Annotated in this window: 16 protein-coding genes; 8 read left to right on the top strand and 8 right to left on the bottom strand. The window is 67.6% G+C overall.

Annotated features, from left to right (window positions below):
- Positions 1-165: 165 nt before the first annotated feature.
- From ACLJOO_RS42525 to ACLJOO_RS42515, 3 genes are all read right to left on the bottom strand, one after another.
- The gene (locus ACLJOO_RS42525; RefSeq protein WP_410794047.1) at positions 166-1,059 is read right to left on the bottom strand and encodes a hypothetical protein; all 894 of its coding nucleotides are present in this window, start codon (positions 1,057-1,059) and stop codon (positions 166-168) included.
- Positions 1,060-1,069: 10 nt separating this feature from the next.
- Complete coding sequence (locus ACLJOO_RS42520) at positions 1,070-1,837, bottom strand: L,D-transpeptidase (protein ID WP_410794045.1); 768 nt, start codon at positions 1,835-1,837, stop codon at positions 1,070-1,072.
- A gap of 115 nt (positions 1,838-1,952) precedes the next feature.
- Positions 1,953-2,798, bottom strand: coding sequence for a PAC2 family protein (locus ACLJOO_RS42515; RefSeq protein WP_410794043.1), 846 nt, complete (start codon positions 2,796-2,798; stop codon positions 1,953-1,955).
- A 201-nt stretch (positions 2,799-2,999) separates the two neighbouring features.
- On the opposite strand from ACLJOO_RS42515, the gene ACLJOO_RS42510 reads away from it, so the two are divergent.
- From ACLJOO_RS42510 to ACLJOO_RS42480, 7 genes are all read left to right on the top strand, one after another.
- Positions 3,000-3,653 (top strand): HAD family hydrolase, encoded by a 654-nt coding sequence (locus ACLJOO_RS42510; RefSeq protein ID WP_410794041.1) that lies wholly within the window; start codon positions 3,000-3,002, stop codon positions 3,651-3,653.
- A gap of 85 nt (positions 3,654-3,738) precedes the next feature.
- Positions 3,739-5,304 carry an ABC transporter substrate-binding protein gene (locus ACLJOO_RS42505; RefSeq protein WP_410794040.1) on the top strand — a complete coding sequence of 522 codons (1,566 nt, stop codon included), beginning with the start codon at positions 3,739-3,741 and terminating at the stop codon, positions 5,302-5,304.
- Between the two features lie 223 nt (positions 5,305-5,527).
- Positions 5,528-6,520, top strand: a complete 993-nt coding sequence (locus ACLJOO_RS42500) for an ABC transporter permease (RefSeq protein WP_410794038.1) — start codon at positions 5,528-5,530, stop codon at positions 6,518-6,520.
- A gap of 57 nt (positions 6,521-6,577) precedes the next feature.
- The gene (locus ACLJOO_RS42495; RefSeq protein WP_410794036.1) at positions 6,578-8,356 is read left to right on the top strand and encodes an ABC transporter substrate-binding protein; all 1,779 of its coding nucleotides are present in this window, start codon (positions 6,578-6,580) and stop codon (positions 8,354-8,356) included.
- A gap of 112 nt (positions 8,357-8,468) precedes the next feature.
- Entirely contained in the window at positions 8,469-9,482 is a 1,014-nt protein-coding gene (locus tag ACLJOO_RS42490; RefSeq protein ID WP_410794034.1) for an ABC transporter permease, read from the top strand.
- Entirely contained in the window at positions 9,479-10,552 is a 1,074-nt protein-coding gene (locus ACLJOO_RS42485; protein WP_410794032.1) for an ABC transporter ATP-binding protein, read from the top strand. The genes ACLJOO_RS42490 and ACLJOO_RS42485 overlap by 4 nt, the downstream gene beginning before the upstream one ends.
- An 11-nt stretch (positions 10,553-10,563) precedes the next feature.
- Positions 10,564-11,619, top strand: coding sequence for an ABC transporter ATP-binding protein (locus tag ACLJOO_RS42480; RefSeq protein WP_410794030.1), 1,056 nt, complete (start codon positions 10,564-10,566; stop codon positions 11,617-11,619).
- Here the strand turns inward: ACLJOO_RS42480 and ACLJOO_RS42475 are convergent, their stop codons facing one another.
- From ACLJOO_RS42475 to ACLJOO_RS42455, 5 genes are all read right to left on the bottom strand, one after another.
- Positions 11,620-12,792 (bottom strand): hypothetical protein, encoded by a 1,173-nt coding sequence (locus ACLJOO_RS42475; RefSeq protein WP_410794028.1) that lies wholly within the window; start codon positions 12,790-12,792, stop codon positions 11,620-11,622.
- On the bottom strand, positions 12,789-13,295 hold the full coding sequence (locus ACLJOO_RS42470) for a SigE family RNA polymerase sigma factor (protein WP_410794026.1): 507 nt from the start codon (positions 13,293-13,295) through the stop codon (positions 12,789-12,791). The genes ACLJOO_RS42475 and ACLJOO_RS42470 overlap by 4 nt, the downstream gene beginning before the upstream one ends.
- A gap of 19 nt (positions 13,296-13,314) precedes the next feature.
- Positions 13,315-14,115: an SGNH/GDSL hydrolase family protein gene (locus ACLJOO_RS42465; RefSeq protein ID WP_410794024.1), complete on the bottom strand. Its 801-nt coding sequence runs from the start codon at positions 14,113-14,115 to the stop codon at positions 13,315-13,317.
- On the bottom strand, positions 14,112-15,401 hold the full coding sequence (locus ACLJOO_RS42460; protein WP_410794022.1) for an alpha/beta hydrolase-fold protein: 1,290 nt from the start codon (positions 15,399-15,401) through the stop codon (positions 14,112-14,114). The genes ACLJOO_RS42465 and ACLJOO_RS42460 overlap by 4 nt, the downstream gene beginning before the upstream one ends.
- 92 nt (positions 15,402-15,493) lie before the next feature.
- Positions 15,494-18,937 carry an NACHT domain-containing protein gene (locus ACLJOO_RS42455; RefSeq protein ID WP_410794020.1) on the bottom strand — a complete coding sequence of 1,148 codons (3,444 nt, stop codon included), beginning with the start codon at positions 18,935-18,937 and terminating at the stop codon, positions 15,494-15,496.
- Between the two features lie 138 nt (positions 18,938-19,075).
- Between ACLJOO_RS42455 and ACLJOO_RS42450 the strand changes: the two genes are divergently transcribed.
- Positions 19,076-19,693 (top strand): VOC family protein, encoded by a 618-nt coding sequence (locus ACLJOO_RS42450; protein ID WP_410794018.1) that lies wholly within the window; start codon positions 19,076-19,078, stop codon positions 19,691-19,693.
- Positions 19,694-19,708: the final 15 nt, after the last annotated feature.

The raw sequence follows: 19,708 nt of genomic DNA, 5'->3' as shown, positions 1-19,708 counted from the left end.
GCGCCGATCGCGAACCGAACCTCCATCGGAACCACCAGATCCGCCATGACTCACACACTGAGCCACAGCCATCAGGTGTCCGACATCTCCCTACACACCTCTGTCAGACATGTCCCTTCAGAACACATGCCCGATTCGGCACAAGATCCTCCCCAAGTTCGATGGTCAGCCGGTGACCGGGTGGTGGGTCTTCACGGGAGTCGGGACCGGGGCGGCGGGCGGGGTGTTGACCTGGGCCGGGGCCTCGTGGTCCGGCTGCGGTTGCGGCTTGGGCTTCGGCTTGGCGGCCGGCTTGGCGCAGGTCGCCGAGGCCAGGTTGATGACCTCGGTCCCGCCGCCCAGGTTGATGCTCAGGCCGGTGATGGTGAACGCGCCGTCCGAGTGCTTGCCCTGACTGTTGACCGTGATGCTCGCCAGCGGGTTGGACGGCAGCGAAGCGCCCTGCTTCGTGCTCGGCAGCTTGATGGTCTGGCCGAGCAGCGTCAGCGAGCCGATGTCGACGCCGCCGTCGTCGCCGGAGCACCAGACGTTCAGCGAGTCGATGCCGAGCAGCGACTTCGGCGGGTTGAGCAGCAGGTTGCACAGGTCCGGCAGGTTCTTGACCGGCAGGTCCTTGGTGCTCAGCTTCGGCAACGGCAGACCGAGGTCCGGCAGCGCGATGTCCGGGAGCGGCAGGTTGTCCGCGCCCGTCTTCGGGAGCGCGGAGCACTGCTGCTTCAGCTCCGGCGGGATCGTCACCTGGCTCAGGATGTCGGGGCCGACGACGACGTCGAACAGCTCGACCGACGCCGAGTCGTTGCCGGCAGTCGCCGTACCGGCCCGGACCGAGATCAGCGGGTTCTTCGGGAGCTCGAGCGCGGACGTCGTCTGCCGCTTGCCGTCCAGCGATTCGGCGTACGGCGTCTTCGGGATCGGCACCTGGCCTTCGGCGCTCACGGCGTACGCCGAGGACGGGCGGGCCGCCGCGTTACCGACGGGGGCGCTCGCGACCAGGCTGAACGTCACGACGCCTGCCACGGCCGCAGCCGTCAGCACCGTCGGAGTCAACTGTCGTCGCATTCGATTCTCCTTATTTGCTGTCGATCAGGACGAGCGTCCCGAGCGGAACCTTCTGCAGGTGGGCGAGCGCTGTCTTCGGCACCCGGACGCAGCCCGCGCTGATCGCGGCGCCGAACACGTGCGGATTCGGCCAGCCGTGGATCGCGACCGTACCAGGTCCGCCACCGAACGTGTCCAAGGTGGGACTGTGCGCACCCAACGGCAGCACGATCGGCGACGCCGAGCGCTTGTGGTCGATGATCGAGCCGAGCAGGAACGTCCGTCCGGGCGGCGTCGGCGTCTTCGTCGCGCCGACCCCGGCCTTCCAGGTGCCGAGGCTCTTGTTGTTCTCGAACAGCTCGAGCGTCCGCGAACTGGTGTGCACGCGGATCAGGTACGACGAGGTGGCCCGGTCGAGCCCTTCGTCCTGGAGCCAGCCGGTGGACCGGTTGGGCTTGGACGGGAGCAGGACCCGGACCCAGCCGTCGGTCTGCTCCACCACCGGCAGCCAGGTCGGCCCGAACTGGGTCGGGCCGATCTTGCCGAACGCGTCCGCGTCTGGGGAGCTGTAGAGCGCGGCCTCGGCGCGCGGGTGCACGACGAGCCCGGTGGTCCCGGCGAACGGCTTGGCGTCGAGCGGCGCGGTGGTGATCGTCGTCGCGGTCGTCGACGCGGTCAGCGTGGTGAGGTCGACTGTCTCGTGCTTCTTGTTACCGAAGATCCCGACCGCGGCGACCACGCCGAGCAGCACGAGCACGGCCAGCGCAGGCACCGAACTGCCGCCTCGCTCGTCCCGCATCCGATTGCTCCCCGTGGTCCCGGTGACGGCACGCCGTCACCCCCCAGTAGTCCGGTCGAATATAAACCCACTGGTAACAACGGTCTACACCGTGCGGCAGTTACGGGGGTAAGAGCTAGTCGCCGTGGTTCTTGTTGCGGCGTTTGAGGTAGCGCTCGAACTCGGCGGCGATCGCCTCGCCGGTGGCTTCCGGGAGGTCGGCGGTGTCGCGCTGCTCCTCCAGCGACTGCACGTACTCCGCGACCTCGGGGTCCTCCTCGCTGAGCTCGTCCGCGCCGCGCTGCCACGCCCGCGCCAGCTCCGGGAGGTCGCCTTCGGGCATCGCCATGTCGAGGAGCGCCTCGATCTTGCTGAGCAACGCCAGCGACGCCTTCGGGCACGGCGTACCCGCGATGTAGTGCGGGATCGCGGACCAGATCGACACGGCCGGCACGCCGAGGGTGGTGCACAGGTCGGCGAAGACACCGGTGATGCCGGTCGGGCCTTCGTACGTCGACGGCTCCAGGCTCCACGCCGCGGTGAGCTCCTCGTCGGACGAGGTCGCCGAGACCGGGATCGGACGGGTGTGCGGGGAGTCCGCGAGCAGGGCGCCGAGGACGACGACGAGCTGCGCGTTCGACTCGTCGACGATCTCCAGCAGCTCCCGGGAGAACGCCCGCCAGCGCATGTTCGGCTCGACGCCGCGGATCAGCAGCACGTCGCGGCCGGTGTCGTCCGGGCGCGCCAGGTAGATCCGGGTGGTCGGCCAGGTCAGGTGCCGTCCGCCGTCCTCGTCGAGGCCGACCCGGGGACGATTCACCTGGTAGTCGTAGTAGTCCTCGGGATCGATCGCCGTGACGAGCTCGGCTTCCCACTCGTCGATCAGGTGGTCGACCGCTCCGGTGGCCGCCTCGGCCGCGTCGTTCCAGCCCTCGAACGCGGCGATCACGACCGGGTCCCTCAGGTTCGCGAGGTCTACCACTCGCAGGCTCCCTGTCGTCTCTGTAGTCGGCCTGTAGAAGGCTCTGTAGCCAATCCGGTGGGGTCACCGGAAACCGGACTGCCCAGCCTACGTGCTCCGCTGTTCGGGTGTGCCCGGTTTCACCCCAGGCGGAACGTGTCGCGCCGGACCAGGGAGAATGGACGGGACCTGATCGGTGATGACGACGTAGAGGAGCGGTAGTTGCCGGCCCTGCAAGCGGTGCTGTGGGACATGGACGGGACGTTGGTCGACTCCGAGAAGGTCTGGGCGGAGGTGCAGCTGGAGCTGCTGGCCGAGCTCGGCGCGACCTGGACGCTCGAGGACTGCATGACCTTGATCGGGAGCGACCTGCGCGACGCCGTCCAGGTCTGGATGGCGCGGATCCCGGAAGGCGTGATCACCGCCGAGGAGCTGGCCGACCGGATGTTCTCGGAGGTGGTCGAGGCGCTCCGCAAGGAGGTGACCTTCCAGCCGGGGGCGCTCGAGCTGCTGCAGGCGCTGCGCAAGGAGGACATTCCGTGCGCTCTGGTGTCGGCGTCGTACCGGGTGATGATCGACGCGGTGCTGGAGCATCTGCCGCCCGATCCGTTCGCCGTGATCGTGGCCGGTGACGAGGTGACGCTGGGCAAGCCGAACCCGGAGCCGTACCTGACCGGTGCGGCCAGGCTCGGTGTGGACCCAGCGAACTGCATCGTGATCGAGGACTCGGTGACCGGTACGCAGGCCGGGACGGCGGCCGGCATGTACGTCGTCGCCGTACCGCAATGGGTGACGATCCCGGACGCGCCGCGGCGGCTGGTGGTGAAGTCGCTGGAGCCGCTCACCCCGGAGTCTCTGCGCGCGCTGCTCCGTTGACGAGCTACCGTCACTTGGTGCCCTCGGGGGCGTTGTCTGGTAGTGGGGTTGCGGGCTGGGTTGTGGGCTGGGGAAAGGTGAGACGGTGAGTGAGTGGGTGCGCCGGGTGTCGGCGGCCGTGGCGGTGGGTGCGCTCGGCGTGTCCTTGGCGGCCTGCGGTGAGCCGGACGACAACGCCCCGCACCCGGGGGAGCAGACGCCGAAGCTGATGCTGTTCCGGCTCGCGACCACTGACACGATCTCCTCGCTCGACCCGGCCGGGCCGTACGACGTGGGTTCGCGGACCGTCCAGGCGAACCTCTACCAGACGCTGCTGACGATCCTGCCGGACAAGCCGACCCCGGTGCCGGACGCCGCGGACTGCCAGTTCGACTCGCCGACGACGTACACGTGCAGCCTGAAGGAGCACCTGACCTTCCCGAACGGGCACGAACTGACCTCGTCGGACGTGAAGTTCAGCTTCGACCGGCTGGTCCGGCTGAAGACGCCCGGGGGAGCGGCCGCGCTGTTCTCCTCGGTGAAGTCCGTAAGTACGCCGGACGAGCTGACCGCCGTGTTCAACCTGACCAGCCCGGACGCGCGCCTGCCGTACCTGCTGACCACGACCGCGTCCTCGATCGTCGACGAGGAGTCGTACCCGGCGAACAAGCTGCTCGACACGAAGGCGATCGGCAGCGGGCCGTACCAGTTGGCGGCGTACAAGCCGGGCAGCGAGGTCACGCTGACGAAGTTCGCCGGGTACCGCGGTCCGCGGGCGGCGCAGAACGACGGCGTCACGATCAGCCTGATGAAGGACTCGAACGCGCTCTATCAGGCGGTCACGACCGGCAAGGCGGACCTCGCGTTCCACGGCTTCGGGCCGAGTCTGCTGGACAAGCTGCGCAAGTCCGACCAGATCCAGGTCGTCGAGACGGGCTCCGCGGAGATCCGTCTGTTCGCCTTCCAGATGAAGTCGCTGCTGGCCCGCAAGCCTGCCGTACGGCGGGCCGTGGCGCAGCTGATCGACCGCCAGGCGATCGCGAAGAAGGCGTACGGCGACCACGTGTCGCCGCTGTACTCGGTCGTGCCGCCCGGCTACGGCGGGCAGGCCGACGCGTTCAAGACGGAGTACAAGCAGCCGAACAAGGTAGCGGCGGCGGCGATCCTCAAGGAGGCGAACATCGCCGTACCCGTGCCGCTGACGATCGGCTGGACGCCGTCGCAGTACGGCGTCGGTGCGAAGGCCGAGGTACTGGAGCTGAAGCGGCAGCTGGACGCGTCCGGGTTGTTCCGGGTGACGTTGCGGGGCGCGGAGTGGCCGCAGTACCAGGAGCTGACGAAGGCCGGGGCGTACGACCTCTACCAGGCCGGCTGGACTCCGTCGTACCCGGATGCGGACGACTACCTGACCCCGTTCGTGACCGACATCCCGTTCCAGAACGGCTACCGGTCGGCGGCGGCCACGAAGCTGCTGCAGCAGGAGCGGACCGAGCAGAACGGTTTGAAGCGGGACGATCTGATCGCGCAGCTACAGGGAGTGTTCGCCCGTGAGGCTCCGGTGATCCCGAGCTGGCAAGCACGCGTTTCCGTGGTCGCGAACAAGGACGTGGAGAACGTGAAGACAGCCGTTGACCCGCTGTCGTTCCTCCATCTCTCCGCATTACGGCGCTGACACAAAAATGCCATGGCAGTAACGGTTCGCGAGGTCCCGGCGACCGTGGGTGCGACGCCGTGGTTTACTGCGGAAAGTCCACGATACGGGACGATTTCCTGACGATCACGATCGGGCAACGCAGCACTTTCCGCGTTTGACTCCGGGCTGTAATGGCGGCAGGTTAAGGCGGCAGCCATTCCGGATTTCGTTCCGGTTCATCCAAGGTAGGGGAACTCATCGCGTGAGCACGCCACTCGAGGTCGAGCCGGGATCAACCTCAGCGCAACCCGAGGCGATCCTCGAAGGCGTGGGCAAGATCGAGGGCCGGTCGCTGTGGCAGATCTCCTGGATGCGGCTGAAGCGTGACAAGGTCGCGCTGGCCGGCGGCGCCTTCGTGCTGCTGCTGATCCTGGTCGGGATCTTCGCGCCGCTCATCTGCAAACTGGTCGGTGTCACCCCGAACGATTTCCACCAGGACCTGGTGGACCCGTCGCTGCAGACCCCGATCGGCAAGCTCGGCGGCGTCAGCTGGGACCACCCGTTCGGCATCGAGCCGGTGAACGGCCGCGACATCTTCGCGCGGATCGTGTACGGCGCCCGCATCTCGCTGCTGATCGCCTTCCTGGCGACGCTGCTCTCGGTGGTGATCGGTGTCGTCATGGGCATCGTCGCCGGCTACTTCGGCGGCTGGGTGGACACGCTGATCAGCCGCCTGATGGACATCTTCCTGGCGTTCCCGCTGGTGCTGTTCGCGCTGGCGCTGGTCGGTGCGATCCCGGACAAGATGTTCGGGCTGCAGGGCGACGCGCTGCGGGTCGCGCTGATCGTCTTCATCATCGGCTTCTTCAGCTGGCCGTACATCGGCCGGATCATCCGCGGCCAGACGCTGTCGCTGCGGGAACGGGAGTTCGTCGACGCGGCCCGGAGCCTCGGCGCGCGCCGCCCGTACATCCTGTTCACCGAGCTGCTGCCGAACCTGATCGCGCCGATCCTGGTCTACGCGACGCTGCTGATTCCGACCAACGTCCTCTTCGAGGCCGGTCTTTCCTACCTGGGTGTCGGTGTCCGCCCACCGACCGCGAGCTGGGGCGACATGCTCTCCGGCGCGGCGAACTGGTACCAGGTCGACCCGATGTACATGATTCCGCCCGGTTTGGCGATCTTCGTCACCGTGCTGGCGTTCAACCTGTTCGGTGACGGATTGCGCGACGCGCTCGACCCGCGATCCCGGTAGGCGTTTCGCATCAACCAGGGAGCCTGGCTCTCAACGATTGAAGGGGTGCAACAAGAGATGAGATGGAATCGCATCACGACGGTGACCGCCGTCAGTGCGGCCGTCGCCTTGAGCCTGGTGGCCTGCGGGGGACCGAAGGCTTCCTCCGGAGGGTCGGGCGGCGGCAGCAGCGCGGCGACGCCCGAGTTCGACGCGGCGAACAACAAGATCTTCAATCCGAGCGACAAAAAGGGCGGCACGCTCCGGATGGCGATCACCGAGAAGTGGGACTCCACCGACCCCGGTGACACCTACTACGGCCTGTCCTGGAACCTCGTCCGGAACTACGTCCGGCCGCTGATGACCTTCAAGTCGGCTCCGGGCAAGGAAGGCGCAAAGGTCGTCCCGGACCTCGCGGAGGCTCCGGGCGTGCCGAGCGACGACGCCAAGACCTGGACCTACAAGATCCGCAAGGGCGTCAAGTTCGAGGACGGCACCGAGGTCAAGGCCAAGGACGTCAAGTACGCCGTCGCGCGTTCCCTCGACAAGACGACGCTGCCGAACGGTCCGACGTACTTCAACGACTTCCTGGTGGACGTCCCGAAGGACTACAGCGTCGCCAAGGACCCGCAGATGGCGCAGCTGGCCAAGGCGATCACGACGCCGGACGACTACACCATCGTCTTCCATCTGAACAAGACGTTCGCCGGCTTCGACTACTTCGCGCAGCTGCCGTCGACCGCGCCGGTCCCGCAGGCCAAGGACAACGGCACGAAGTACCAGTTGCACCCGATCGCGACCGGCCCCTACAAGTTCGAGAGCAACGACGCGAACAAGGGCTTCACGCTGGTCCGCAACGACCAGTACGACCCGTCGACCGACCCGGACTCGGGCCGTAAGGCGCTGCCGGACAAGATCAACGTCGCCTACAACGTGAACGGCGCCGACATCGACAACCGGCTGCAGGCCGGTGACCTCGACGTCGACATCGCCGGGACCGGTGTGCAGGCCGAGACCCAGGCCAAGGTGCTGGCCGACCCGAAGCTGAAGGCGCACACGGACAGCGTGCTGTCGACGCGGCTGAACTTCACGGTGTTCAACAGTGAGGTCAAGCCGTTCGACAACGTGAACTGCCGCAAGGCGGTCCTGTACGCCGCCGACCACGAGGGCTACCAGCGCGCGTACGGCGGCCCGTTCGGTGGCGACATCGCGACGAACCTGATGCCGCCGTCGGTCGCGGGCGCGGAGAAGTTCGACGACTACGGCTTCGAGGCGGACAAGAACGGCAACCCGACGAAGGCCAAGGAAGCGCTGACGGCGTGCGGTATGCCGAACGGCTTCAGCACCAACATCGCCTACCGCGCGGACCGGCCGAAGGAGAAGGCCGTCGCCGAGTCGCTGCAGCAGTCGCTGGCCAAGGTCGGTATCAAGCTGACGCCGAAGGGCTTCCCGACCGGTGACTACACCAAGCTGTACGCCGGTAAGCCGGACTACGCGAAGGCCAACGGCCTGGGCATGATCGTCTACAGCTGGGGCGCTGACTGGCCGGACGGCTTCGGCTTCCTCAGCCAGATCGTGGACAGCCGGGTCATTCGGGCCGCTGGTGGTAACACCAACCTCGGTATCCGGATCCCGGAGGTCGACCAGCTGATCGACAAGGCGCTGGCGACCACCGACGACGCCGCTCGCAACAAGATCTGGGTGGACGTCGACAAGAAGGTCATGGAGCAGGCCGGTGTGCTGCCGGGCGTCTGGGCCAAGGGCCTGCTGTACCGCCCGGACACGCTCGCGAACGTGTTCAGCAACGACGGTCAGAACATGTACGACTACGCGAGTATCGGTCTCGCGCAGAAGTAGCCGGCAGACCGTGGCAGTTGAGTTGCCCTGAACAACAATCACCAGTAGAGGTAGGTGAAGGCTGAGGGTGGCCGGTGATCAGCGATGATCGCCGGCCACCACGCCGAGCACGGTGTTCGCATATCTAGTCCGCCGGGTGATCGGAGCAGTGCTGCTGCTCTTGATCGTCACGGCCGTCACATTCGCGATCTTCTTCCTCGTCCCGAGACTCGGCGGCGCCACGGCCGACGACCTGGCCGGCCGCTACGTCGGCAAGAGCGCAGGGCAGGCGCAGATCCACGACACGGCGGTCCGGCTCGGCTTCACCGACCCTCTCTACGTGCAGTACGGCCGATTCGTGAAAGGCCTCGTGGTCGGCCAGGATTACAACTACGGCACCGGAACCGAGCGCTGCCCGGCGCCCTGTTTCGGCTACTCGTTCCTGACCCAGCAGCCGGTCTGGCCGGACCTGCTCGCGCGAATACCCGTGACCGCGTCGCTCGCCGGCGGTGCGGCCTTCATCTGGCTCATCACCGGCGTCGGCACCGGCATCATCTCGGCACTGAGACGCGGGTCGGCGCTGGACCGATCACTCATGTCGGTGGCGCTCGCGGGTGTGTCGCTGCCGATCTTCTTCACCGGCCTGCTGTCCCTGTCGATCTTCAGTTACGGCCTCGGCTGGACCCAGCAGGGCGGCGTCAATCCCCTCGACGAGACGAACCCGTTGTGGTGGGCGTACGACCTGATCCTTCCGTGGGTGACGCTGGCCTTCCTGTACGCCGCGGCGTACGCGCGACTCACCCGGGCCGGCATGCTCGAGACGATGAACGAGGACTTCGTCCGGACCGCCCGCGCCAAGGGCCTCACCGAGCGGACCGTGGTGCTGCGGCACGGCCTCCGGTCGGCGCTGACGCCCATCGTGACGATCTTCGGCCTCGACCTCGGCCTGCTGATGGGCGGCGCGATCCTCACCGAGACCACGTTCTCGCTGCCCGGCATCGGCCAGTACGCCGTGATCGCGCTGCGCGCCAACGACCTGCCGAAGGTGCTCGGCGTGACCCTGGTCGCCGCGTTCTTCATCGTGCTGGCGAACCTGGTCGTGGACCTCCTGTACGCCGTCGTCGACCCGAGGGTGCGGATCTCATGAGTGAACCGAACGAAGAGGTCCAGGACGTTCCGGTGCAGCGCGTCGAGCGAGGCGAGGCGTTCCTCGACGTCCGCGACCTGAAGGTGCACTTCCCGACCGACGACGGCGTGGTGAAGTCCGTCGACGGCATCTCGTTCCAGCTGGAGCGCGGCAAGACGCTCGGCATCGTCGGAGAGTCCGGCTCCGGCAAGAGCGTCACCAGCCTGTCGATCATGGGCCTGCACCCGCCGGGTGTCGCGCAGATCAGCGGGCAGATCTTCCTCGACGGCCAGGACCTGGTGACGTCGACGCGCGAAGAGGTCCGGCTGCTCCGCGGCAAGCGGATGGCGATGATCTTCCAGGACCCGCTGTCCGCGATGCACCCGTTCTACACAGTCGGCACGCAGATCGTCGAGGCGTACCGGGTGCACAACCAGGTCAGCAAGCAGGTCGCGAAGAAGCACGCGATCGAGATGCTCGACCGGGTCGGTATCCCGCAGCCCGACAAGCGCGTGGACGCGTACCCGCACCAGTTCTCCGGCGGCATGCGGCAGCGCGCGATGATCGCGATGGCGCTGTCCTGCGACCCCGACCTGCTGATCGCCGACGAGCCGACGACGGCCCTCGACGTCACCGTGCAGGCGCAGATCCTGGACCTGATCCGGGACCTGCAGCGAGAGTTCAACTCCGCCGTCATCATCATCACCCACGACCTCGGCGTGGTCGCCGAGCTCGCCGACGACATCCAGGTGATGTACGCCGGCCGCGCGGTCGAGTACAGCACCGCGGAGGACATCTTCGACCGCCCGCAGCACCCCTACACCTGGGGTCTGCTCGGGTCGATGCCGCGGATCGACCGGGAGCGCACCGAGCGGCTGATCCCGATCAAGGGCACGCCGCCGAGCCTGATCAACGTGCCGACGGGCTGCGCGTTCAACCCGCGCTGCAACTACGCGCACCTGAACGGCGGGGCCAGCGAGACCGACCGGCCCGAGCTGCTCGACACCGGTAACGGCCACCTGGTCGCGTGCCATCTCTCCCCGCACGAGCGCCAGAAGGCGTGGGAGACCGACATCAAGCCGAAGCTGTGAACGGGACGACTGTGACTACTACTGACGCCGAACCGACTCCTGTCGTCCCCGCGATCGGCGAGGAGCTGCTGTCGGTCGACGGCCTCGTCAAGCACTTCCCGATCCGCAAGGGCCTGCTGCAGCGCCAGGTCGGCGCCGTCCAGGCGGTCGACGGCCTGACCTTCAACGTGACCCGCGGCGAGACGCTGTCGCTGGTGGGGGAGTCGGGCTGCGGCAAGACCACCACCGGCCGGTTGCTGACCCGGCTGCTGGAGCCGACGTCGGGCAAGATCGTGTTCGAGGGGCGGGACATCAGCCACCTCAGCGAGGGGCGGATGCGTCCGCTGCGTCGCGACGTACAGATGATCTTCCAGGACCCGTACGGTTCGCTGAACCCGCGGCACACGGTCGGCAAGATCGTCGGGGCGCCGTACCGGCTGCAGAACGTGAAGACCGAGCACGGCGTCAAGCGGGCCGTGCAGGAGCTGCTCGAGCTGGTCGGCCTGAGCCCGGAGCACTACAACCGGTACCCGCACGAGTTCTCCGGCGGTCAGCGGCAGCGCATCGGGATCGCGCGCACGCTGGCGCTCCGGCCGAAGCTGATCGTCGCCGACGAGCCGGTGTCCGCACTCGACGTGTCGATCCAGGCCCAGGTCGTGAACCTGCTGGAGGACCTGCAGGAAGAGTTCGACCTGACGTACGTGATGATCGCGCACGACCTGTCCGTCGTACGGCATGTGTCGGACCGGGTCGCGGTCATGTACCTCGGCAAGATCGTCGAGTTGGCCAACCGCGTCGACCTGTACGAGAAGCCGATGCACCCGTACACGGTCGCGCTGCTGTCCGCCGTGCCGGTGCCGGACACCAAGCGGAAGGCCAAGCAGGATCGGATCCGGCTGCAGGGCGACGTCCCGAGCCCGATCAACCCGCCGCCCGCATGCCGCTTCCACACCCGCTGCTGGAAGGCGCAGGAGATCTGCAAGACCACCGAGCCGCCGCTGATCGAGCTCGCCCCGGGTCACCAGACCGCCTGCCACTTCCCGGAGAACCTGGAGGCACCGGCCGCCAAGACGGAATCGGCCAGCTGATCAATTGGCCAGATCGATGATCGGCCGGCCGGTCGGCAACGCGAACGGCGCGATCCGCGGCGGCGTCGTACTGAAGGTCAGCTTGGCGAAGTTCGGTACGACGACCTTCACGGCGCCGGTCGCGGCGGTGACGACGAGCAGATCCGTCTCGGCCGCCTCCGAGAACCGGCGCTTGCCGGCGGCAACGAACCGGTCGTCGTCGAGCCACTGGCCGAAGAACAGGCTGTCGTAGGCGTACGGCAGCCCGATCTGCTCCGCGGTCGCCACGTCGAACAGCGCAGGCCCGGCCCACCCCGGCTCAATGTCGATGACGGCGTCGTCAGTCTCGGTGAACAGGTACTTCGCGGCGGGGGAGAGGAAGGCCTGCTGGCCGGAGAAGCGGGCTGGAGTGGTCGCGGAGACGGTGGTGGCGATCGCCAGGCTCACGGCGGGCGGACGCTGGTCGAGCGGTTGCGCGTACACGATCTGTCCGGCGGTCACGGCGCGGACCGCGACCGGGGACGCCTTGGCGATCCGGACGCCCTTGTTCTGGGTGATGTCCCAGCGGTACAGGCCGTCCAGCGTGCCGAAGTACGCCGTGTTGCCGTCGAGCGCCACGATCTCCGGGCCGTGTGCGAGGCTGGCGAACTTCGGGATCTTGTTGCCGAGCGGGGTGCGGATCAGTTCGCGGCCCGCGGCGACGTCGTACACCACCGACTCGGCCTCGTCGTTGAGCATTTCGACCCAGGCGACGAGGTTGCCGCGGTGGTCAGCGGTGAGTCGCCAAGCGCTCTTCCCGAGGCTCCGCACGCCTGACCGGTCCGCCACGTGGATGGCGTTCTCGGCATTCAGGAACACGAAGCCCGCGTCGGTCTGGACGAAGGCGGTCACCGTGTGCGGCGCCACCGAGACGACCTCGGAGCCGTAGTGGATCTCGTTGCCCAGTGCAAAGGTCGCGCGGCGTTGCGTGAACGGTCCGGGGCGGGCCGGCTGGGGTTGTTCGTTGCGGGGCCTCAGCACACTCGCTCCGCCGACGGCCACGGCCGCGGTCGCGACGGCACCTCCGAGGATGCCGAGCGTGCGCCGGCGCGCGGCGCGGTGGTTGCCGGCCGCAATGATGCCGTCGAGATCGAGCGGCGGCGGCTCGGTGCCGGCGGCGCGTTCGGCCAGGGTGTCCCTCAGGAGGTCGTTCATTCCGTCATTCCCGCCTTCAGCACGACGTCGGAGCCCAGGCGTGCCCGGAGCTTCTTGAGTGCGTCGGAGACCTGGCTCTTCACGGTCCCGACGCTGCAGCCGAGGATCTCGGCGGTTTGCGGTTCGGTGAGGTCCTCGTAGTACCGCAGCACCAGCGCGGCCCGTTGCCGCGGCGGGAGCTTCTGGAGTTCGCGCCACAGCCACACACGGGCGGTCGCGTCGTCGGCGCTGACAGGCTGATCGGGTACGTCGTCGTACGGCCGCTCCGCGCGCCAGGACTTCCGGCGCCACCAGCTGATCGCGGTCGTGGTGATCGCCCGCCGGGTGTACGCCTCGGCGTTGTTCGGATCGCGGAGACGGTGCCAGCCGACGTACGTCTTGACCAGCGCCTCCTGAACGAGGTCCTCGGCGAGGCCGCGGTCGCTCGTCAGCAGGTACGCGTACCGGAAGAGCGCGCCGTGCCTGCTGGTCGCGAACTCGGCGAACGCGCTCGCCTCGGCCATCTGTCCCCCTTGGGTGCGTCTACCCTCCCTGACGTGGGGACGGAGGCAAAGGGTTGGGCGTTGCAGCAAGAAGCAACCGGGCGATGAGCGCGTGACCGGCCGCGTCCGGGTGGTCACCGTCGGAGGCCAGCAGCGCGGTGATGTCGGGACTGTCCTCGAAGGGTGTGTAGATGTCGACGTACGTCGCATCGTCGGCTCGCGCCGCGGCGGCGATCGCGTTGTTCGTGCGGACCGTGAGCTGGTCGCTGGCGATCCGTCCGCTGGGCGTGTACTGCTGCTTGGCGACGTCGCCGTCCTTGAAGACGTTCCAATAGCCGGTCATCAGGATCGTGGTCGGCAGGTCGCCGCGGAGCGCGTGCACCCGGCTCAGGATCCGGCCGAGATTGGCGGTCAGCTGCTCGAACTCGTCGGACACGCAATCACCGGTGCACTGCCCGCTGGTGACGTCGTCGTGGTGGTCGCCGAAGTCGTTCGCGCCGATCGTGAGCAGTACGACGTTCGCGGCCTTCGTGGCCTGCTCGACGGGGGAGTTGCGTTGGTCGAGCTGCTGCAGCAGACCGGTAGAGTCGAGGCCGCCGACGCCTTGGTTGTCGACGGCGACCGGTACGGCGGAGCGGTTGTGGAGCAGGTCGCCGTACAGCTGGGGGAAGGCGGCGCAGTCGCAGTTGGAGCCTGAGGTGACCGAGTCGCCGAGGGCCACGACCCGGACCTGGCGTGGCGTCTGTGGGAGGACCTCGCTGACCGTGTCGGCGCCGGTGACCGCGCTGACGAACGCGAGCACGAGCAAGCCGACGGCGAGTCGTCGCAGTGTGTAGATCACGCCGGCTTGGTGTGGTTCCCTTCGTGCTGCGGGAGGACGAGCTGGTTCACGAGCCAAGGATAGGCCGACGCGAACGCGGGCGCGGCGAACTGCCACACGTGCGTGCCGGGGGAGATCTCGACGCGGGACCAGATACCTACCTTGCCCCCGGCCTTCGACAACTCCTCCGCCTCGTGCTGGTGCCGCAGTTCCTCGGTGCTGGTCAGGAACAGGCCGTTGACACCCCGGTACTTGCCGTGGGCACGCATCACGAGCAGCGGTTCGTTGGCCTTCTCGAGCGCCACGTCCCCGCCGTACAGATCGTGCAGGCTGGCGGCCGGCGTACTCGTGTACGGCGCGAGGTCGCCGGAGATGTCGACGAAGTGGTCGAACACGTCCGGGTGCTCGACGACCAGGTCGAGCGCGCAGGTGCCGCCCATCGAGAACCCGGCGACGGCCCACTGCTCCGGGTTGGTGGAGGCGCCGAACGTCTTCTCGACGTACCGCGGGATGTCCTCGTCGAGATGGTCGGCCGAGTTGCCCCGCGGGCCGTTCACGCACTCGGTGTCGTTGTCGAAGCGATGCGTGGCGTCGACGAAAACCAGGATCGGGGCGAATCCGTGGTGGCGGTGGGCGTACGCGTCGGACACCTGTACGGCGTTACCGAGCCGCACCCAGTCACCCGGCCCGCCGCGCTCGCCGCCGATCAACTCGACGACCGGCAGCGCCTGCCGGTGCGCGCTGCGAACGAACCAGATCGGCGGCAGGTACACCAACTCCTGCCGGTGGGCGAAATGGCTGTACGTCGCCGGAATGTTCACCGCGACCAGCCGCCCGGCCGTCGGCAGTTTCGTCGATCGCGCATCGTGCGCGAGTCCCGACATCGATACCTGACCCGGCAGCGGTGTGTTCGTCCAGTCGTTCACCGCGGAGTCGATCGTCGGGTAGTAGCCGACGAACTGGTTGATCCCGTTGGCACAAACCAACGCGGCCAAGCCCGCCGCGACCACCGCGGCCCCGCGCCGCCACCACCGCGCCGAGCGCCACCCCACCCCGAGCACGATCAAGGCCCCGACCGCCACCCCGAACCACAGCCACACCACAAACGGCAACGGATCCGTCAGCCCGACCAACTTGGCTCCCGGATAGGCCGCAAACAAAGTCACCAGCAACGCCCCACCAACCACCAAGGGCAGCCCTCGCCCCCGCCACCACCGATCCCGCCACCCCACCGCGGCCAGCAACACCCCCACCGCAACCACATCCAGCATCACCGGAAACCATCCCCCGAGCAGCGACACACTCATCCAACCCTCCGAAACCTGAGCAGACCCAAACCGCAGACGCCCGACCCCGCTGATTGGTTGGCACGCCGGCCTCGACCCCTCTCAGCGGTTGCTCAGTTTCCTGCCAGATCCCGAAGTACTGCCGTCAGATCTGCACCCTGTTCAGCCGGAGCTCCGCAGCTTCGCAGGTAGTTCAGAACGAAGTTGCCGCTGCTCTCGGGCCACGTCTCCGCGACGTACAGCGCGTCCTCCGGCGCGATGCTCTTGAGAGTCGAGTCCTTGAGGTCGTCGAACAACCACGGAACAGGCAGTCCCGGCGTCCAGTGCTGCGGGCGCTCCACCCGAAGGTAGGTGACGAACTCCGCTGCGAAGTATCCATCCGCACAGCTGACCAGTGAGCGATCTGCGAGACGGCTGTCGATGTCGAGCCGGATTCGCCGCAACCGGTCACGCTCGTCGCCAGAGGCCTGCTGTTCGGCGTACCAGAACATGGCCACAACCGTCGGCGCTCTGCTTTCGGGGACCGCGCAGATGTATTCCCGAAGTTCGGGCAGGTCGTCGAGCAGAGCAGGGTGACTCGCAGTGATGGCGGTCAACTCGATCTCACAGCCGACGGACTCCGGCGGTGGGAATGCGTGCGCGAGCAACCGATGGACGTAGTCGATGGGCAGATCCGGAGCTGCCCGCGAGAGCAACATGACGATGGCCCGCCTGACGTTGCCGTTGACGCGCGACTGATCGGCCACCGTAGTGAGGAGCTTCAGGTACCACGAGTAGTCGTAGGCCAGCGGGCGACCGAAATGCGGAGTCCCAGGACTCGCGAAATGGATGAGGGCGATCTGTCTGATCGCGTCCAGATCTTCAGGTCCCCAGGGCTCGTCGACGACAAGGTGGGCTCCGACGGCACCGACCAGCAGTTCGGCCTTGTGGGTGAGATTCCCCAGCAGTTCGGCCTCGTGGAGGCGGGCATCGATCGTCGAGCCGATCCGCACGCACAGGCGCAACGACTGGTCGTCCTCGAGAGAGACGCCGAGAAACTGCATGACGCTGTCCCAGGCCGACTCGTCCATGCCCGCATGCCACAACCGAACCACCTGGCGCCATCGGTCGGCTCCGTCGTCGCCGACGAATGCCTCGACCGGCACCGGCTCGTCGTCGAGGAGGACGCGAAGGAGGATGAGGTTGGCGGTGTAGCAGGCGCGGCGGCGTACTGGGTCGTAGGGGATGGGGTGGTAGAGCTGGTCGCCCGTGTCCGGGCGGGTGAGTTCGCGGCGTAGCAGTTCGCTGATCGTCGCCTGGAGCGACAGGAGCTGTTCGTCGGGGAGTTGCTCCGCCAGGTCGGCGATGAAGATTCGGACAGGGCCGCGGGTGCTGAGAGGTTGGTGGCTGAGGAGGCGGCGGAGGAGGGTGTCGTCGAGGCCGGTCGGTTGCGGGCTGAGCGAGGTGGCTTCGAGGTCGCGGTGGCGCATGAGGTGGACGAGGAGTTCGAGGACCAGTTCCGCGACCAGGAACTCGCCGAAAGTTGCGTGGAGGAACTCGTAGGCGCTGCGTTGTTCTCGGTCGGCTCGGGGGTTGTGGACGAACATGAACTCGCCGAGGACGCGGTCGGCTGCGGTCAGGGGCTGGATTCCCGCCGACGCGCCGGCGGGTGGTTCGAGGGCGGCCAGGTCCGCGTTCAGTTCGGTGTCGGTGATGTGTTGGCGGCCGCGGTTGAACATGCCGATCGCGGCGTACTGGAGCTGGCGGCGTTGCTGACGCTGCAGCAACTTCTGCTCGGGCTCCGAAGCGTCCGGTGCGGTCTTCTCGGTGATCTGGCGGCTGATGAAGCGGTCCATGATCCGCCGATAGAGCTCGCTCTGCGTCAGGTCCGCGCCGCCCAGCTGATTGGTGCCGAGCTCGGCGAGGTAGACGGCGAGCATCAGCAGCAGCAACGGCTGGCTGGTCAGATCGGTGATCTCGTCCGAGACCGTCATCTCCTCGATCTCGAGCGGGACGAACTCGGCGATCCCGTCGTGCGCTGCGTTCCAGGCGGTGAGCCACTGCTCGATCCGTGGCAGGTCGAACTCTCGCAGCTTGATCATCGGGGTGTCCGTCGCGATCTCGGCGCGGTCGGCGACGACGGTTCGGGACGTGACGATGACAGAGGTCGGCGTACCCAGGGTTCTGGCCCGCTTCTGGAAGTCCTCGACCTTCGACAGGTACGCCGACTGGGTCACGCCAGTGGCCTGGACGAGTTCGTCGAAGCCGTCGAGCAGTATGACGAGATGACACCGGTGCGGGCAGACACTCGCGTCATCACAGAACTCGCAGGCACCGCACTCCTGGCGCAACTCGTCGAGGTCGGCGCTCGGCCGTTGGATCGTTCGCTGCAGCTCCTTGTTGATCTGAAGCGTCAGGTCATCGTCAGGATTCACTGATCGGAGCGGTACGTGAACGACTGCGAACGCGTCTTCCGGCAGCTGTGCCGCCAGCACCTCCGTGAGCAACGACTTACCGGCACCGGGATGGCCGAGCAGGAGCAACGGCCGTCGGGCGCCCTCGGGACTCGCCAGGTAGCTCGCGAGGTACTCGACCAGCGACGAGTGCTCCGGCTGCTCCGACCACCAGGCCTCGTCGGACGGCCGGGACCGATCGTCCGCAACCGCGTAGTGGAAGGACGGCTCGACGAACCCGTCCCGCACCCGAGGTGATGGGACGGACTGCGTACGGGAGCGCAGCAGCGGCTCGTCCAGGACCTCGCGAGCCGCCAGCGCCAGCTTCTCGCGGTAGCTGTTCCGCGGCGCGGGGCGGCCCGGCATCACCGTGGCGAGCATCGTCCGGAGCTCGCCGAGCGCCGCTGCCTGTACGTCGGTCTGCGCGCGGATCAGCTCGCGGGTGCCGGAGAACTCGTTCAGCGTCACCCACAGACTGAACGGCGCGGACGTGCTGAGCTCGAGCATCCGGCTCCGATACAGCGAGGCCGCCCGCTCGACGACTGCGTCCAGCAGCCCGGCCGACGGCACCGGCTCGAGCTGGCTCCAGGCCTCGAGTCCGGTGAAGAAGTCGAGGCACTGTCGCCCGAGCCGCTCGTAGTACGGCCTCAGGTTGTGGTCGAGGTTCTCCTCCAGCCCGAGCTGCGGCGACGACAGCGGTACGAGTACGTCGAACAGGTCGTCGGAGTCGGTTCCAGGTACCGCGAGCAGTCGGCTCCGCTCGTGGTCGGTGAGGCCGAGCTCGCGGTAGCGCGGGCCGATGATCTGGGGCAGCGCATCGAAGAACGACGACACGGCCGTGATCGTATGCGCGGCCACGACGAGCTCGAGCTGGTCCTTGTCCTTCGTGCCGCGGAGCCTCTTCGACACCTTGGTCACGACGGCATCCAGGAGACTCACGGCTTCGTTCTTCGGATCGACAAGCGACAACCAGGCCGCCCCGGCGACCGGTCCGCTCGCGACGGTCGCGATGCCGGCGCCGGCGAAGATCGCCGTACCGAAGATTCTCTGGAGTGCGGATCGGTTCCGGTCGTCGATGTCGAGGACGGACAGCGCACCACGGAAGGTGTACGGCGACAGAGCCACAGGCGGAAGCTCCTCGGAGCGGATCGGACGCGGAAGAACAACCTATCGTCGGCGACGGTGCGCCCGCCGATTTGCGCGTCTGTCTCGAGTCCAGTTCACGCCACCCCGACGTACCTGGAAAGTCGTAGGGTCGGCAGTATGTCGATGCTCGATCATCTCGTGCTTGCCACCGACGACCTCGAGCGGAGTGTGCGGGAGTTCGCTGCCGCGACCGGCGTCGAGCCGGCCGAAGGCGGTCGGCACGAGGGCCGCGGGACCCGGAACTACCTCGTCGCTTTCGGGCGTACGTCGTACCTGGAGATCGTCGGGCCTGATCTGGAGCGGCCGGTCGACGGGGCGATGCCGTTCGGGATCGACGGGCTTCGGGGGTCGCGGCTGGTGACCTGGGCGGTTCGGTCGGCGGACCTCGAGGCTGCGGTGGTTGCGGCGCGGGAGGTCGGTGCGGAGCTCGGGGCGATCGAGCCGATGAGCCGGAGGACGCCGACGGGGGAGTTGCTGAGTTGGCGGCTGACCTGGACGTACCCGGCGCCGTACGACGGGATCGTTCCGTTCCTGATCGATTGGGGGACGAGCCGGCATCCGGCCGGATCGGGATTGCCGGCGGCGGAGCTGGTCGACTTCGGGGCGACGCATCCGCGGCCCAACGAGGTCAACGCCGTACTCGAGGCTCTGGACGTCGGCTTGCGGGTGGTGGCGGGTGAGGCTGGATTGCAGGCCGAGATCGCCGGGCCGGGAGGTACCTGTTCGCTGCGGTGAGTTCACTGGGTGTCG

The sequence above is a fragment of the Kribbella sp. C-35 genome, assembly GCF_046549195.1.
Classification (GTDB): Bacteria; Actinomycetota; Actinomycetes; order Propionibacteriales; family Kribbellaceae; genus Kribbella.
The sequence above is the reverse complement of the archived record's forward strand: the minus strand, read 5'-3'. Positions and strand labels throughout refer to the sequence as shown.

What these genes read in the sequence shown, in the direction of transcription:
- ACLJOO_RS42495 (WP_410794036.1), top strand. Translation starts at nt 6,578, where the DNA reads ATGAGATGGAATCGCATCACGACGGTGACCGCCGTCAGTGCGGCCGTC.
- ACLJOO_RS42450 (WP_410794018.1), top strand. Translation starts at nt 19,076, where the DNA reads ATGTCGATGCTCGATCATCTCGTGCTTGCCACCGACGACCTCGAGCGG.
- ACLJOO_RS42475 (WP_410794028.1), bottom strand. Translation starts at nt 12,792, where the DNA reads ATGAACGACCTCCTGAGGGACACCCTGGCCGAACGCGCCGCCGGCACC.
- ACLJOO_RS42460 (WP_410794022.1), bottom strand. Translation starts at nt 15,401, where the DNA reads ATGAGTGTGTCGCTGCTCGGGGGATGGTTTCCGGTGATGCTGGATGTG.
- ACLJOO_RS42520 (WP_410794045.1), bottom strand. Translation starts at nt 1,837, where the DNA reads ATGCGGGACGAGCGAGGCGGCAGTTCGGTGCCTGCGCTGGCCGTGCTC.
- ACLJOO_RS42485 (WP_410794032.1), top strand. Translation starts at nt 9,479, where the DNA reads ATGAGTGAACCGAACGAAGAGGTCCAGGACGTTCCGGTGCAGCGCGTC.
- ACLJOO_RS42525 (WP_410794047.1), bottom strand. Translation starts at nt 1,059, where the DNA reads ATGCGACGACAGTTGACTCCGACGGTGCTGACGGCTGCGGCCGTGGCA.
- ACLJOO_RS42470 (WP_410794026.1), bottom strand. Translation starts at nt 13,295, where the DNA reads ATGGCCGAGGCGAGCGCGTTCGCCGAGTTCGCGACCAGCAGGCACGGC.